This is a genomic window from Streptomyces sp. CBMA291, assembly GCF_014596525.1.
GTDB lineage: Bacteria > Actinomycetota > Actinomycetes > Streptomycetales > Streptomycetaceae > Streptomyces.
Genome location: NZ_MSJP01000096.1, coordinates 41474 through 55308, shown reverse-complemented (window position 1 = coordinate 55308; position 13835 = coordinate 41474). Strand labels below are relative to the sequence as shown.

Annotated in this window: 13 protein-coding genes and 1 pseudogene; 7 read left to right on the top strand and 7 right to left on the bottom strand. The window is 71.9% G+C overall.

Features of this window, described 5'->3' with window-relative positions; translation table 11 throughout:
• Positions 1-30: 30 nt before the first annotated feature.
• A complete protein-coding gene (locus tag BU197_RS22945; protein ID WP_188270194.1) occupies positions 31-186 on the bottom strand; it encodes a DUF6131 family protein in 156 nt (51 codons plus the stop codon).
• 247 nt (positions 187-433) lie between these two features.
• Between BU197_RS22945 and BU197_RS22940 the strand changes: the two genes are divergently transcribed.
• Entirely contained in the window at positions 434-1174 is a 741-nt protein-coding gene (locus BU197_RS22940) for a hypothetical protein (RefSeq protein WP_411158522.1), read from the top strand.
• A gap of 78 nt (positions 1175-1252) precedes the next feature.
• On the opposite strand, the pseudogene BU197_RS22935 reads toward BU197_RS22940, so the two are convergent.
• A pseudogene (locus tag BU197_RS22935) lies at positions 1253-2063 on the bottom strand (zinc-binding dehydrogenase); the annotation flags it as partial.
• Between the two features lie 349 nt (positions 2064-2412).
• Here BU197_RS22935 and BU197_RS22930 point away from each other — a divergent pair.
• Both BU197_RS22930 and BU197_RS22925 read left to right on the top strand, forming a co-directional pair.
• Positions 2413-3393: an alpha/beta hydrolase gene (locus BU197_RS22930; RefSeq protein WP_223182916.1), complete on the top strand. Its 981-nt coding sequence runs from the start codon at positions 2413-2415 to the stop codon at positions 3391-3393.
• A 14-nt stretch (positions 3394-3407) separates the two neighbouring features.
• Complete coding sequence (locus BU197_RS22925) at positions 3408-4931, top strand: peptidoglycan DD-metalloendopeptidase family protein (RefSeq protein ID WP_317452106.1); 1524 nt, start codon at positions 3408-3410, stop codon at positions 4929-4931.
• Positions 4932-5048: 117 nt separating this feature from the next.
• On the opposite strand, the gene BU197_RS22920 is transcribed toward BU197_RS22925, so the two are convergent.
• Positions 5049-5579, bottom strand: a complete 531-nt coding sequence (locus tag BU197_RS22920; protein WP_188270191.1) for a GNAT family N-acetyltransferase — start codon at positions 5577-5579, stop codon at positions 5049-5051.
• Entirely contained in the window at positions 5576-6844 is a 1269-nt protein-coding gene (locus BU197_RS22915; RefSeq protein ID WP_317452105.1) for an XRE family transcriptional regulator, read from the bottom strand. Before BU197_RS22915 ends, BU197_RS22920 begins: the two co-directional genes overlap by 4 nt.
• Before the next feature lie 201 nt (positions 6845-7045).
• Between BU197_RS22915 and BU197_RS22910 the strand changes: the two genes are divergently transcribed.
• From BU197_RS22910 to BU197_RS22900, 3 genes are all read left to right on the top strand, one after another.
• On the top strand, positions 7046-7438 hold the full coding sequence (locus tag BU197_RS22910) for a hypothetical protein (protein ID WP_223182915.1): 393 nt from the start codon (positions 7046-7048) through the stop codon (positions 7436-7438).
• A 97-nt stretch (positions 7439-7535) separates the two neighbouring features.
• Complete coding sequence (locus BU197_RS22905) at positions 7536-7901, top strand: hypothetical protein (RefSeq protein WP_188270190.1); 366 nt, start codon at positions 7536-7538, stop codon at positions 7899-7901.
• Between the two features lie 82 nt (positions 7902-7983).
• Positions 7984-8859 (top strand): alpha/beta fold hydrolase, encoded by an 876-nt coding sequence (locus BU197_RS22900; protein ID WP_223182914.1) that lies wholly within the window; start codon positions 7984-7986, stop codon positions 8857-8859.
• 83 nt (positions 8860-8942) lie between these two features.
• Here the strand turns inward: BU197_RS22900 and BU197_RS22895 are convergent, their stop codons facing one another.
• On the bottom strand, positions 8943-9944 hold the full coding sequence (locus BU197_RS22895) for a hypothetical protein (RefSeq protein WP_317452104.1): 1002 nt from the start codon (positions 9942-9944) through the stop codon (positions 8943-8945).
• A gap of 188 nt (positions 9945-10132) precedes the next feature.
• Entirely contained in the window at positions 10133-10690 is a 558-nt protein-coding gene (locus tag BU197_RS22890) for a YciI family protein (RefSeq protein WP_188270188.1), read from the bottom strand.
• A 194-nt stretch (positions 10691-10884) separates the two neighbouring features.
• On the opposite strand from BU197_RS22890, the gene BU197_RS22885 reads away from it, so the two are divergent.
• Positions 10885-12687 carry a CocE/NonD family hydrolase C-terminal non-catalytic domain-containing protein gene (locus tag BU197_RS22885; RefSeq protein WP_188270187.1) on the top strand — a complete coding sequence of 601 codons (1803 nt, stop codon included), beginning with the start codon at positions 10885-10887 and terminating at the stop codon, positions 12685-12687.
• Positions 12688-12845: 158 nt separating this feature from the next.
• Here the strand turns inward: BU197_RS22885 and BU197_RS22880 are convergent, their stop codons facing one another.
• Positions 12846-13571, bottom strand: coding sequence for a dienelactone hydrolase family protein (locus BU197_RS22880; protein WP_188270186.1), 726 nt, complete (start codon positions 13569-13571; stop codon positions 12846-12848).
• Positions 13572-13835 lie beyond the last annotated feature (264 nt).

The window sequence follows — 13835 nt, the reverse complement described above, 5'->3', positions numbered from 1 at the left end:
ACGGGTGTGCGGGCTGCGCACGGCGCGGCGCTACCAGTAGTGGCGGCGACCGCCGACGGCGTGGCCCACGGCGCCGAAGACCCAGAGCACGAGTCCGATCACCACGAGGACGATGCCGATCGTCCACAGGATGTTCAGGCCGGTGAGCAGGCCTACGATCAGCAGGATCACACCAAGGATGATCATGACCTCTCCTCCCTTGTCCGGTCGGTAGTAGAGGGTCAGCCGTGCGGGTTCCCGCTGGGAGCCGGGGCAAACACCGGAGCCCGCCGTGGCCGCCGGGGCCGGGAGTTCCCTGTCGGTGAAGTCCGCGAGGCGCGATGCGCGCCGTGACCAGGCCCGACGAACAGCTGGTCGTGGGCCGGGACGCCCGCAAGCCGGTGGTCGCCGGGCTGGTGCTCGCGGGGATCGGCCCCGTGTGGGTGGAGCCCGCGTGGGACCCCGGAGGCACCTCGCGCACCCGCCGAGCGCCGCCGACGTGGCCGCCGCGCTCCGGCGCGCCCCCCCCGAGGCCAGAGACGCCCTGGTCACCTTGCCCACGCCGTACGGCACCCGCACGGATCTGACGCGCATCGCGGAGGCCTGCCACGAGCACGGGGTGCCGCTGAGCGTCGACGAGGCCGGGGCGCCCAGCCGCCGTTCCACCCGGACCGCCCTCGGCATCAGCGGCTACCAGGCCGCCGACTGGATCCGGGAGCACCACCGGCTCAACGCCCACATCGCCGACCACCGGCGGATCGCCGCCCAGCTCACCCATGCCGGCACCACCGACACCACCGGCATCACCGGCATCACCGGCACCACTGGCACCACCGGCATCACCCGCGCACTGATCACGGCCCTCATCGAGTTGGCCGACCGCGCCGGGGACTTCCCCCTCCCGTCCGTCCCCGTCGAGGTGCCGGACCCGGCGGAGCCGCGCCTCGAACAGGCGATGTCACCCCGCGACGCGTACTTCGGCCCCGTCGAGGACGTCCCCTGGAACCGGGCGGCGGGCCGGGTGACCGCCGAGACGCTCACCCCCTGCCCGCCCGGCATCCCCACAGCCCTCCCCGGCGAACGCCTCACCGCACCGGTCCTCGCCTGTCTGCGCACCTGGGGCGCCGCAGGCATGTACGTCCCCGACGCCGCCGACACGACTCTGGCCACCGTCCGCGTCGTCGCCCTGCCGTGACACCGAGGCTCCCGGGCGCGCCCCCTTGAGCCCCAGGCCCACGGAGTGAAGCCCGGGGCCCAGGGCCGGCATGTCCGCCTACGGCCGGAAAAGGATCTTCACGGCGCCGTCGCGCTTCGCCTGGAACATCTCGTACGCCTCCGGTGCGGCGGCCAACGGCAGACGGTGAGTGGCGAAGTCGTCCCCGCCCAGCGGTCGGCGTCGGTGAGCAGGGGCCGCAGGTCGTCGACCCAGCGCAGGACGTTCGCCTGACCCGTGCGGAGCCGTAGCCGCTTGTCGAACATCGTGAGGAGCGGCATGGGGTCCGCCGCGCCTCCGTACACACCGCTGAGGGACACGGTGCCGCCCCTGCGGACGAGTTCGATCGCGGGGTGGAGGGCCGAGAGCCGGTCCACGCCGAAGCTCCGCATCAGCCGTTGGGCGAGAGCGTCCGGCAGCGCGGCGACCACGGTGTGCATCCCCTTGGCGACCGGGGCGCCGTGAGCCTCCCTGCCGACCGCGTCGATGACCGCGTCCGCCCCCCGCCCGTCGGTGAGGTCCCGCACCTGGTCGACCAGCGCGCCGTCCTCGGACAGATCCAGCGCGTGCACCCCGCGGGCCGCCGACCGGGCACGCCTCTCGGGCACGGGATCGACGCCGATGACCTCGCGGGCTCCGCGCAGCAGGGCGATACGGGCGGCCATGTCGCCGATCGGACCGAGCCCCAGGACGGCCACCGAGCCGCCCTCCGGGATCTCCGCTACGAGACGGCCCGCCACACCGTGGGCAGCACGTCGGAGGGATAGACGAACCGGTCGTCCGGCGGCCCCTCCGGGACCGTGATCGGCAGGCTGTCGCCGAACGGGACCCGCAGGAACTCCGCCTGGCCGCCGGGCACAGGCCCGAGCAGGCCCCGAGGCGCGCCCAGAATGGGGCCGTGGCGCCCGGCGAGTGCCCGGCTCGGCGTGGGGCATGCGGGCCCCCTCTCTCCGGTGCCGGAACGGCGTGGCGTGAAGTAGCCGTCAACGTCAATGACGTCCTTCACTCGTATCGGTGGCTCTCTGGCATCCGAACGCCGTCATGCCCCTGACAGGTGCCAGACTCGCGGAAGCCAGACGTCCCACCCGTCGAAGACGAGCGGCGGCCCATCGGGCACCCGCCGCCCCCGGCCGTGCCGCGCCGCCCCGCGTCCGCGCCTTCCGGCACGCACTCACGCGAGGACCGGTTCGGCTCCCCGTCTGCCTCATCAGGAGGTCACGTTGACCACCCAGCACCCCTCCCGCAGGAACGTCCTCAAGTCCGCGGGCGGGCTCACCGCCGCCCTGACCCTCGGCGCCGGAGGGGTCCTCGCCGCCGCTCCCACGGCCTCGGCCGCGGGCGACGGCTTCGGACTGCACATCGCCGAGCACAACGAGGGCGACCCCCGTATGTGGTACTACCGCTTCCAGACCGCCGCCATCGGCTGGAACCCGGCGGTCAACGTCCTGCTGCCGGACGACTATCACACGAGCGGCCGCCGGTACCCCGTCCTCTATCTGCTCCACGGCGGCCTGGAGGACTTCATCACCTTCGACGCCCACCACGACATCCGGGGCCTGACCGCCGGGAAGCGCCTCATCGTGGTGATGCCCGACGGCGGACGCGCCGGCTGGTACTCCAACCCCGTCGGCTCGGGCGTCGGACCTCGCGACTGGGAGCAGTTCCACCTGGCGCAACTGGTTCCGTGGATCGACGCCAACTTCCGTACGTACGCCGAGTACGACGGCCGGGCCGTCTCCGGCTTCTCCATGGGCGGCTTCGGCGCGCTGAAGTACACCGCCAAGTACTACGGGCACTTCGCCTCCGTCAGCGCCCACTCGGGCCCGGCCAGCCTGCGCGGCTTCGGCGGCGCGGTCACCCACTGGGCCAATCTGTCCTCGGCCGCCGTGGAACTGGGCGGCGGCAGCATCTACGGGATGCCGATCTGGAACGAGGCACGGGTCAGCGCCGACAACCCGATCGAACGCCTCGAAAGCTACCGGGGCAAGCGGATCTTCCTGGTCGCGGGCACCAGCCCCGAGGACATCCAGGGGTACGCCAACGAGACGGTGGTCCTCGACACCCAGCGCGAGTTCAAGGCGAACCTCGACCGCGTGGGCATCGGGCACGAGTCGTACGAGGTGCCCGGCGGCCACTTCGTCCGCCGGGACCTGCTGGAACGGGACCTCAGGGGCGTCGTCGAATGCCTCCGCAAGGCCTGACAGGGGAGTCGCCCGTGTCGCCCACCTTTCCCCGGCGCGCCCTGTACGCCCTCCTCGCGCTGGCCGCCGTCCTCGCCCCGTCCCTCGTGACGGTGGCACCCGCCGACGCACGGCCCGTCGCCGAGGCGGCCGGATTCGCCGCCTCGTGCCCGGCCGGTGGCCCTGTCTCCCAGGGGCACAGCCAGCAGCACAACGGCATCGACATCGCCAACGACTACGGCACCCCCATCTTCGCCGTCGGCGACGGCGAGGTCACCGTCTCGGGCACCGAGCCCGGCTACGGGCAGTGGATCCGGATCCTCCACCGGGACGACACCCTCACCGAGTACGGGCACATGTACCGGCGTGACGTGGCCGTCGGCGACCATGTGACGGCCGGTCAGCGGATCGCCCTGATGGGCAGCGAGGGCCAGTCCTCCGGGCCGCACCTGCATCTGAGGGTCTGGGGCGACGCGGGAGCGAGCGTCCGCACCGACCCGATCCCGTACCTCGCGGCGCGGGGCGTCAGCATGCCGTGCGTCCCCGGCAGCGACCCGCTTCCTGCTCCGCTCATCCACCCTTCCGAGTCCGGCCGGGTGGTGTCGGCGAGATCGGCCGACGGGCGTCTGGAAGTCTTCGCCGCGGGCGCCGACGGGGTGCATCACGCCTGGCAGACGGAGGTGAACGGGGCCTGGTCGGAGTGGGAGCCGCTCGGGGGGCCGGGCGGCGCGCAGCTGGCCGTCGGCCCGAACGCGGACGGGCGGCTCGAAGTCTTCGCCCTCGACGGCGACGTCTTCCGACACCGCTATCAGCTGGCTCCCTCCGGAGCCTGGTCGGGATGGGAGGACTTCGGTGGCGGGGGCCGTGACATCGCGGTCGGCGCCAACGGCGACGGGCGCCTGGAAGTGTTCGCCTCCGGCCCGGTCGGAGTCTTCCACCGCTATCAGACCGCGCCCAACGGCGGATGGTCCGGCTGGGAACCGACCGGAGGAGGCCCGGTCGGCGGTGTGGTCGAGATGGAGAAGGCCCCGGACGGGCGTCTCGAAGTCTTCGCCATGAACGGAAGCACCTTCCAGCACCAGTACCAGACGTCTCCCGGTGGCGGCTGGTCGGCATGGGAGGACTTCGGCGGCGGAGGCCGTGACCTGACCGTCGATCACAACCTGGACGGGCGTCTCGAAGTCTTCGCCTCCGGCCCGGCCGGTGTCTTCCACAAGTATCAGACGAACCCCACCAGTTGGTCAGGCTGGGAGGCGACCGGCGGCCCCGCCGACTCCCAGGTGACCAGCCACCCCACGGCGGACGGGCGCGTCGAGGTCTTCGCCGTCAACGGCGCCGCCGCCCAGCACCTCTGGCAGACCGGCGTCAACGCCCCCTACGGCTCGTGGGAACCCTTCGGAACCGGCGGCACCGAGATCACCGCCACGGCCAACGCCGACGGCCGCATGGAGGTCTTCGGCGCCAGCCGCGCGGGCGTCTACCACAAGTGGCAGACAGGGTTCTCCCGTTGGTCCGACTGGTACTGGCTGAACTCCACCCCGGGCCCCGCCCTCGACTGACCCCGCCCCACCGGAGAAGAACCCGCGCACGACACGCGCCCCGGCGGCCCGGAGGGAACCCTCGGGCCGCCGAGGCGGCCGATGTCGTGCGGTGAAGCGCCGTACGGCCCTCAGGTGTCAGGCGGAGGCGGCGGCGCGTATGTCGCGGAGCATCACGGCGAAGGTGGGGGAGTCGGCGAACGGCCGACGGCTGCCGACCCTCCGGTAGCCCCACGTCTCGTACAGGGACTGGACCTTGGGATGGTCCGGGTCGACCAGGAGGACGGCCAGAGCCTCGGGCCGGTCGGCGAGAAGGGCGGCGTGCAGCCGCTCGGCCGTCCCGGTCTTGCGCCACCGGTGGCGGACCATCAGTTCGGAGACGCTGAACGTCGAGTCGTCGGCCGGGGGCTCGGCGAGGTGCTCGCGCCACCACTCCCGGCCCGCCGTGGCGGGAGCGCCGTACGCGAAGCCGACCGGCTCGTCCCCGTCGTAGCCGACGACGCAGGAGAAGCGGGGATGGCCGCCCCAGTGGTCGACGAACCAGGGGAAGCGCTGGACGAACTCGTCGCCCATCTCCTCGGCGTAGGCGTCCGCGTGGACGTCCAGCAGGGTCTGCCGGATGGACGGCAGGTCCCCGTGGGCGAAGCGGCGGAGGGTGACGGCGGTCATGATCTGCTCCATTCGTTCCTGTGACGGTCCGTCCACGCGTCGGCGAGGGCGGCGGGGGCGTGGGCGATCAGATCGCGCTGGAAGTCGCCCAGAAGCAGCCGGATCCGTCCGGGCAAGGGCGTGCTTCCCATGATGGTGAAGACCTTTCCGCTGGTGACGCAGGCCTGCTCGGCGTCCCCCTGGTGCAACTGGGCGAGGGCGAGCCGCAGTGTGGTGTGCGCCCGGTTGCGCCGGTAGGCGGCGGGCAACGCGGCCAGCGCCCGGTGCGCGGCGGCCTCCGCGAGGGCGGGGTGCCCCACGACGTCCCGCACGATCGCGGTCAGGGAGTGCAGCTCGGCGGGCCCGTAGAAGGCGATCCACGAGGACCGGGGCCGGGCCGGATCGGCCTTCGCCAGAGCGTCCTCGGCCCGCCCGAGATGCCGTACGGCGGCCCGGAACTGCCCGTCGTGCGCGAGGCCGATGGCGGTCCGCGCGTGGGCGAGCGAGGCGTGCAGCGGCGAACGGCGGGCGGCCGTCGCCGCCTGCGCGGCCCGCCCCGCCGCGATCGCCTCCGGGTAGTCGCGCCGCTGCCGGGCGAGCATCGCCCGCAGGTTCCACACCTTCAGCACTATCTCGGCGTCCTGGGCCAGACCCGCCAGGGCCAGGGCCCGGTCCAGCCGGTGGTCGGCCCCGTCGAGCCGCCCGGAATCGATCAGCGCCCACGCCGCCGTCGAGGTGTAGTCGGCGGCGAGCGCGTACAGCCTCTGCCGTACGCGCAGGGTGGCGGAGCCCTTCTGTAGCCGGAGCGCCTCGGCGGCGCCGGCGAGGGCGGCCTGCTCCAGACCGTGCCCGCCGTGCTCGGCGTCGAGGGCGACCAGGCGCTCGACGTCGTCGCGCAGCCGGATCACGTCGCAGGTCCCCACCCGGGAAGGCCGGGCCGAGGACGACGAGGACGACAGGGGGAGGGCGACGGCCGCACCCAGGATCCTGCGCCGGAGCACCCCGGAGTCCTCCTGCTGTTCCGGAATGAGCGAGGTCTTCCCCCGAGGGGTGAACCCCAGGGTGGTCACGGTCAGTCCGGTGACGCTCTCCAGGCCCCGGCGCTGCCGCTCCTGCGGCCACTGGTTCTCCCCGGACAACCACCGGAAGACCGTGCGTTCCGATGTCGCGCCCATCCGCCCCGTGAAAGCGCCGATGGCCTCGTTGACCGCGCCCGCCAGTTCGGGAACCGACATCTGGTGCGCGGCCATCCAGGCGGCCAGGGATTCGTTCTTGTTCTCCGCCACGACAGGCACCGTAGGGCGTGAGGCCAGTCCGCCGCAGGCAAAGAACAGGTCAATTCGTCAGTCGTGGGGAAGCGCGCCCGAACGACTTCGTCATGCACGGGAGCCGCCGGGAGGCGGTTACCTGGTGTGTACGGCCCCGCCGTGTTCCGCTCCCCGCGGAACGCGGCGGGGCGCCGTCTTCTCTCCGCGACGAGGGCCACGATGACCGGTGCACAGATCCCCCAGGACCAGGACGTCCCGGCCGTGCTGTACGTCTGCGCCGACCGGGGCACACTGGTGCCCGGACTGGCCGCCCGGCGCGCGCACGACGAGGGCAGGGCCTTCGCCCGGGAACACGGGCTGACGATCGCCGAGGTCGTCACCGACGAGTACGGCGAGCCGGACCCGGCCCGCCGTCACGGGTGGCAGCGGGTCAGGGAACTCGCGCGGACCGGCGCCGTCGCCGACGTCCTCGTCCGCTGGCCCACCGCCATCGCCCCCGAATCCGCACCCGACCTGCGCCACCGCGAGACCTCCTGGCTCCGCGAGCAGGGCGTACGCCTCCGCTACACCTGGGCGCCCCTGGCCCAGGCGGGGGACTGGCCCTTGTGCTGAACCGACGCGCCCGTCGAGGGGGAACCGGGCGCCTCGCCGGGGACCAGGAGACCGGGGGAGAGGGGAACCGGCGGTGTGGGCCGGGCGTCGGAAGGCCATGACTCGGAAAGCCGGACAGACCACCCTCGCCCTCATGCTGACCGCCGCGGTACTGACGGGCTGCGCCCACGCCGCCGGAGGAACGGACGGCGGGGGGACGCCCCAGGCCGGTCGGGCGATTCCCTTCGAACTCCTCACCCACTGCGGAATAGACGAGGCCCGTATCGGCTCGACGTACTTCGAAGCGGAGACCCCACTCTCCGACGGCAGGGGAAACCCGCCCCGGGGATGGGGCAACCCGACGCAGCTCGGCATGATGACCTTGACGTCCGAAACGGAGGCGGTCTTCACCGACGACGCCGGACACGTGGTCGGATTCCACTCCCGGCCCGGCGCGCTTGCCCCCAAGCACATGTGCGCCTGAAGCCATGGGCCCGCCGCCGGCGGGCGTGCTGTGACGGAAAGGCGTTCGACGGGTTCGGAGGGGGCCGATCATGATGAGATCCATGGATGTGCACGTGATCGCCCCGGTTCGTATCGGCAGGGAAGAGCCTCCGGGAGGAAGAGGCCTCGGCTGGGCCGAGTGGGGACCGGTGGACGGGGTGCCGGTGCTGCTGTCACCCGGCGCGGCCACCAGCAGACACCTCGGGTTCGGCGCCGGAGTCCTGGACCGGCTCGGCGTCCGGCTGATCTCCGTCGACCGCCCCGGTCTGGGAGCCTCCTCGCCCCTGCCCGGCCGTACCTTCGACGATGCCGCCGAGGACCTGCGCGCGTTCGCCGCCCGGCGCGGTCTGGAGCGGCCCCTGATGGTCGGCAACTCGCAGGGCGCGCCCTTCGCCCTCGCGTGCGCCGCCGCCGGAGTCGTCGCCGGGCTCGCGGTGGTCTCCGGCGCGGACGAGGTGGCCGATCCCCGGTTCTCCGACGTGCTTCCGGATGAACTGCGGGGCCTCGTCGATCTCGCGGTCTCCGACCCGTCCGCCGCCGAGACGCTCTTCGCCGGGTTCACCGCGCAGGCGATGTGGGACATGGTCATGTCGGGCAGCCCCGCGTGCGACCTCTCCGTCTACCGGCGGCCCGACTTCGCCGCCGCCTACCGCCGCGCCCTCGACGAGGCCTTCGCGCAGGGGGCCGCCGCGGGGTACGCCAGGGACACGGCTCTCGCCATGGGCCGCTGGGACATCGACCTCTCCCGTGTCTCCGTACCGGTGGACCTCTGGTACGGAGAGCGGGACTTCGGACACTCTCCCGACCAGGGCGCGGGCCTGACCGCGCGTATCCCGGGGGCGGTCCGGCATCTGGTGCCGGACGCGGGCGGAGCACTGCTCTGGACCCATGCCGAGCAGGTGCTGACGACCCTGCTCGGGCACGCGTCCGTAGTTTGACATCCCAACGGACTCGACGGGTCCGGGCGCCCACCGCGACGGCACGGCCGACGACGGGTGGACGCCCGGACAGGTGTCGACGATCAGGCGGTGCCCTCGGCGTCTTCCTCGTCGGAGAGGTCGGACTCGCCGAACTCGTCGGCCGGCATCATGAAGCCGAGCAGGCCGCCCATGAGTTCCTCCGGGTTCAGCTCGGTGGCTCCGGCCGGGGCGGTGGGCTTGACGCCCGCGCTCATCTTCAGGCTGAGGCCGAACTTCTTGACCTTGGCGTTCTCGGCGAGCTTGGCGAGGTCGACGTAGACCTCGGTCAGCGCGCCGTTCTTCAGCGTGAAGTCGGCCGTGGTCCTGGTGTCGGGAATCTCCTTCAGATCCTTGTCCGAAGGCAGCTCGAAGGACGGGGGGAGGTTCTTGGCGAGCGGGCGGATCTCGGTGAGGAGTTCCCCGAGGAGCGTACGGACGGGGGCGGTGGCGGTGACGTGCTCGGTGTCGCCCTTGCCGCCGGAGGTGGAGAACTCCACCTTGCGGGCGACGACCTCGCGCAGGGAATCCAGGAGCTTCTTCTGCGTCTTGGCGTCGAGGGTCGGCTCCGGCGACGGCGTGGCCGACGCCTCGGCGCCGATGTCCTCGCCGAACTTCGCCATCTCGGCGGTGCGGAACTTCACCCACGCGCCCTCGACGACCTTCTTGAGGTCCGCCGCCTCCGGAGGCAGGTCGTCCATGCCCGGAAGGGGCGCGCCCATCATCTTGGAGAGGGACTTGACGTCGGCCCGGATGTAGGTGAAGTCGTCGACCGAACGGAACTCGACGAGGTCGCCCGAGGGTGTGCTGAACTTCACGGCGGTGCCGACGAAGTCCTTCTCCTCGGACTCGGCGATCGGCTTCCTGGACTCGACGGTGACGCTGATCTTCGCGCCGCTGATCAGCTTCGCCGCCTCGTCGGGGATCTCCTCGCCGGGCTCCGGGTCGGACGCGGCGTCGAGTGCCTTGAGCGTCGCGGCGTCGGCGTCCAGGTCCAGCTCGAAGGAGAGGGACTTCTCCTTGCCGAGCTTCTCGAAAGCCTGGTCGAGCTTCTTTCCGGCGGACACCTGCTCCACCGTGCCACAGGCGGCCGAACCCGCCAGGACGGCGCCGACGACTGCGGTAGCGGTGAGGGTCTTGCGGATGGCGGTGATGACGATCTCCTTGTAGACGCGATCACTGTGTGAACGTGCGATCGAAAAGGAGACTCGCGACCGGCCCGAACGGTTGTACGCGGAGACGAGATTCTTCCAGGTCAGTGGCGCCCGCCGCGCTGCCAGCGCTGGGCGGTCAGGGGCGTGGGTCCGCCGGAGAGGAGGTCCGCCAGGGGCCGGATCAGGTTCCGCGCCTCGTCCGGGAGCGCGCGGACCGCCGCGACCAGACCGGTCGTCCCGTCCTGTTCGTCGTCGACCAGGACGGCCACGAAGCCGAGCCGACCGTCCGGCTCCGCACCCGGGAACCACTGTCCGGCGTGACGGGGACGCGCGGGCCAGCGGGTGGTGACCAGGGTGTGCGGGGCCGAGGCGTCCGGTTCGCGGCGCAGCAGGACCTCCGCCGGGGCCACCGTGAGGTCGCCGTAGAGACCGGCACTCCAGTACGGCTCCTCCGTCGCGAACCGTTCCGCCGCCGCGCGGTCGGCGAGGTCGACGACGTGGACGCTCCCCGTGTGGTCCTCCCCGTCGTCCGACAGCGTGGGCCCACGGAGTATCAGCCGACTGTCGAACCGGTCCATATAGGACCAGTGTTCCTCGCCGAGTTCGATCAGCCGGTCGATGACACCGGGCCTGTCAATCGCGTGAACGTAGAAGACCATGGCGAAACGGTACGCGGGCCCGCTCGCGCCCCTCCCCCGGGGGGCGTGCGCCGTGGGCTCGCACCCGCACCCGGCGCTCCCGCTCGTTCGGGTGGCTCTCCCGCCCCCGCGTTTCGCCGCCCCCGCCCCCGTCCAAGATCCGCGTGGGCGGCGCCCTCCCGGGCGCCCCGCACTGCCAGGAAAGGGCGGTTGACATGACTACGGCAGATGGAGAGCCGATCGCGGCGGTCACGGACGCGACGCTTGAGGACATCGCGACCCACGGCATCTGGCGCGGGGCGGGTCTCGACATCAACCCGTCGGTGCTCGCCGTGGCACGGGCCCTGCTCGCCGCCGTCCAGGGCAACGCACCTGCGGGCACGCTCCCCGAGGAGCTGCGGGACCTGGTGGCCCGCGTCCGGGAGCGGTCCGGGATCAGCCTCCCGCGCGTTCCCGTGACGGAGGAGATCAGCCTCTCCGCCTTCGCGATCAAGCAGAACACCCCGGAGCCGCGCCCGGTCGTCATCGTGCCGGCGGGATGGAACCCGTACGGCTGGCTGCCGTTCATCGCCGGATACCTCTCCCTGGCGGCGCGCGGCTACCACGTACTGGCGTACACCCCGCGAGGCATCGGCAAGCCGGGACTGCCGTACACCTCCGAGGGGCTCATCGACGTCGCAGGGCCGAACGACTGGGCGGACGGATCGAAGCTGATCGACCACGCGCAGGAGCTGTTCACACCGAGCAAGGTCGGATTCCTCGGACTGTCCTACGGGTCGGGGATCAGCCAACTGGTCGCCGCGCACGACGAGGAGGACCGGGTCGCCGCGGTGGCCGCGCTGAGCACCTGGGGCAATCTCGCCACCAGCCTCTACGACAACGGCACCCGGCACGTCGAAGCGGTCAAGAAGCTCATCGAGTTCACCGGAGGCGAGGAGAAGGACAAGTTCGACGAGAAGACACGCGGCATCCTCAAGAACTTCCGCGACGGCCAGAACCTGAAAGCCGTGGTGGACTGGGGCAACGAGCGTTCCCCGGAGACCTACGTCGACCGCACCAACGAGCGGGGCATCCCGACCTTCTACTCGAACACCTGGCACGAGAGCCTGTTCCCCGTCCGCGAGGCCATCGACGTCTTCGAGCAGCTCACCGTCCCCAAGCACCTGAACCTGTGGATCGGCGACCACGGAGCCCCGGAAGGTGCCGGGATCACCGGTCTCGTGTCCGGGGTGGCCTTCCCCGGTCTGCTGACGCCGATGCGCGAGGCGTACGCCTGGTTGGACCACCATCTGCTCGGCGAGGCCAACGAGGTGCCGGGGTGGCCGACGGTCCAGAGTCAGGTCATGTTCACCTACACGACCGCCCCGGTCATCGGCGGCGGCCGACGGATCACCGCCCCGGCCCGACGCGAGCCGCTCGGATCCTGGTCCGAGGCCACCACCGGCACCGAGACCTGGTACCTGAGCGGTGGCGATGACGGTGACGGGACACTGTCCGACAAGCCGTCAGCGGGCTGGAGCCGCAGCTTCACCGCCGGGCACGAGACCGCCGCCACCGCCATGGACGCGATCATGGAGACCGGGCAGAAGGAGTGGTTCGGCAACCCCAAGCCCTACCGTCCGGACGACTTCGAGCGGACCCGGCTGCTGCTCTGGTCCACCGAGGCACTGACCGGCGGCCGACGCATCCGGGGCAACGCCAAGGTGCGGCTCGCCGTCCGGACCGAGGTAGGCGACGCCGCTTCCCTGGTCGCCTACCTCTTCGACCTCGCCCCGGACGGCAGCGCCCGGATCGTCACCCACGAGCCCTACACCGCCACCGAACTGCGCCCCGGTGAGGACCGGACCGTCCAATGGCCGCTCCAGACGGCCGCGTACGACCTGGCCGACGGCCACCGTCTCGCCCTGGTCGTCAACAGCCTCGACCAGCTGTACGCGTTCACCGGCACGCAGGACGGCACCCTCACCGTCGGCTCCCCGGCCGGAGAGGAAGCCGTCCTGGAACTGCCGCTCGGCTGACCGGCACCGGGAGGGGCGATGAGGCGGGCGGCCCGGCGGGCCACGAGACGGGCCCCGCGCTCGAAACGGCGGGTCCTCATCCCCGAAACGCCGGGTCCCCGCCCCGAACGGCGGGGACCCGTCTCGGGCTCCTCAGCGGCCCGGTTCTCCTTCCGGCCTCACGTCAGGTGCCGGGAGAAGAACCGGGCCGCGTCGTCCACCTCGAACCACGGGGTGCCGGTGTGCCCGCCCAGATTGGCGTGCAGCGTCTTCTCCTTGGTGCCGAGGACGTCGAACAGGTCCAGGACCGGCTGCCGGTCCATTCCCTCGTCGTCCCACTGCATGAGGAACTGCACGGGAACGGCGACCCGCCGGGCCTCCTCGCGGAGACTCTCGGGGACGAAGGTCTGACCGAAGAACGCGGCGGCCTCGACGCGCGGGTCGACCACCGCCAGGCGGATGCCGATGGCGACCATCCCGTCGTACCCCACCGGGCCGTCGATCCCGGGCAGCGCGAGAAGCGCGTCGAGGGTGGCCTGCCATTCGGGGACCGCCCTGTCGACCAGCGGGCGGATGAAGGCCTCGATGACCTCGTCGACGAGTTCGCCGGACTCAAGGGCCTGCCGGAAGGCGGCGCGACGCGTGTCGTCCTCGGTGGAACGGGGCCGGCCACCGCACCCGGGGGCGTCGATGGCCGCCACGGTGAAGCCGTACCGGGCCGCGTAGTGACGGGCCCGCTTGACCAGCCAGGGAAGCCGCTTGTGCAGGCCCCCGGGGTGACCGATGAGGATCAGCGGGCCGGACGCTCCGGAACCGGGGGTCCACAGGACGCCGGGGATCTCGCCCAGGAGGAACTCACGTTCGAGGACGCCGTCGTCGAGCCGCTGTTCGGAAGTGAAATACATGGTCGTGCCTTTTCGGGAGTGCGTGGGAACGGCGCTCCCGGACGACCTATCGTCCGACCGTGACACCGGAGGGGAGCACCCATGTCGATACTGCGTTCACGGGTACCACCTCCTTGTTCTCTCGCACGGCCTCGGGGAACCTACCAGGGCGCACGAGGGCCCGCCAAACGGTTTTCACCCGGGACGGAAAAAGGGGGACTGCACGGACCGGACCGTATGGACCGGACCGTATGGACCGCTCAAGGCCCGTCCTGTTCTCCGACG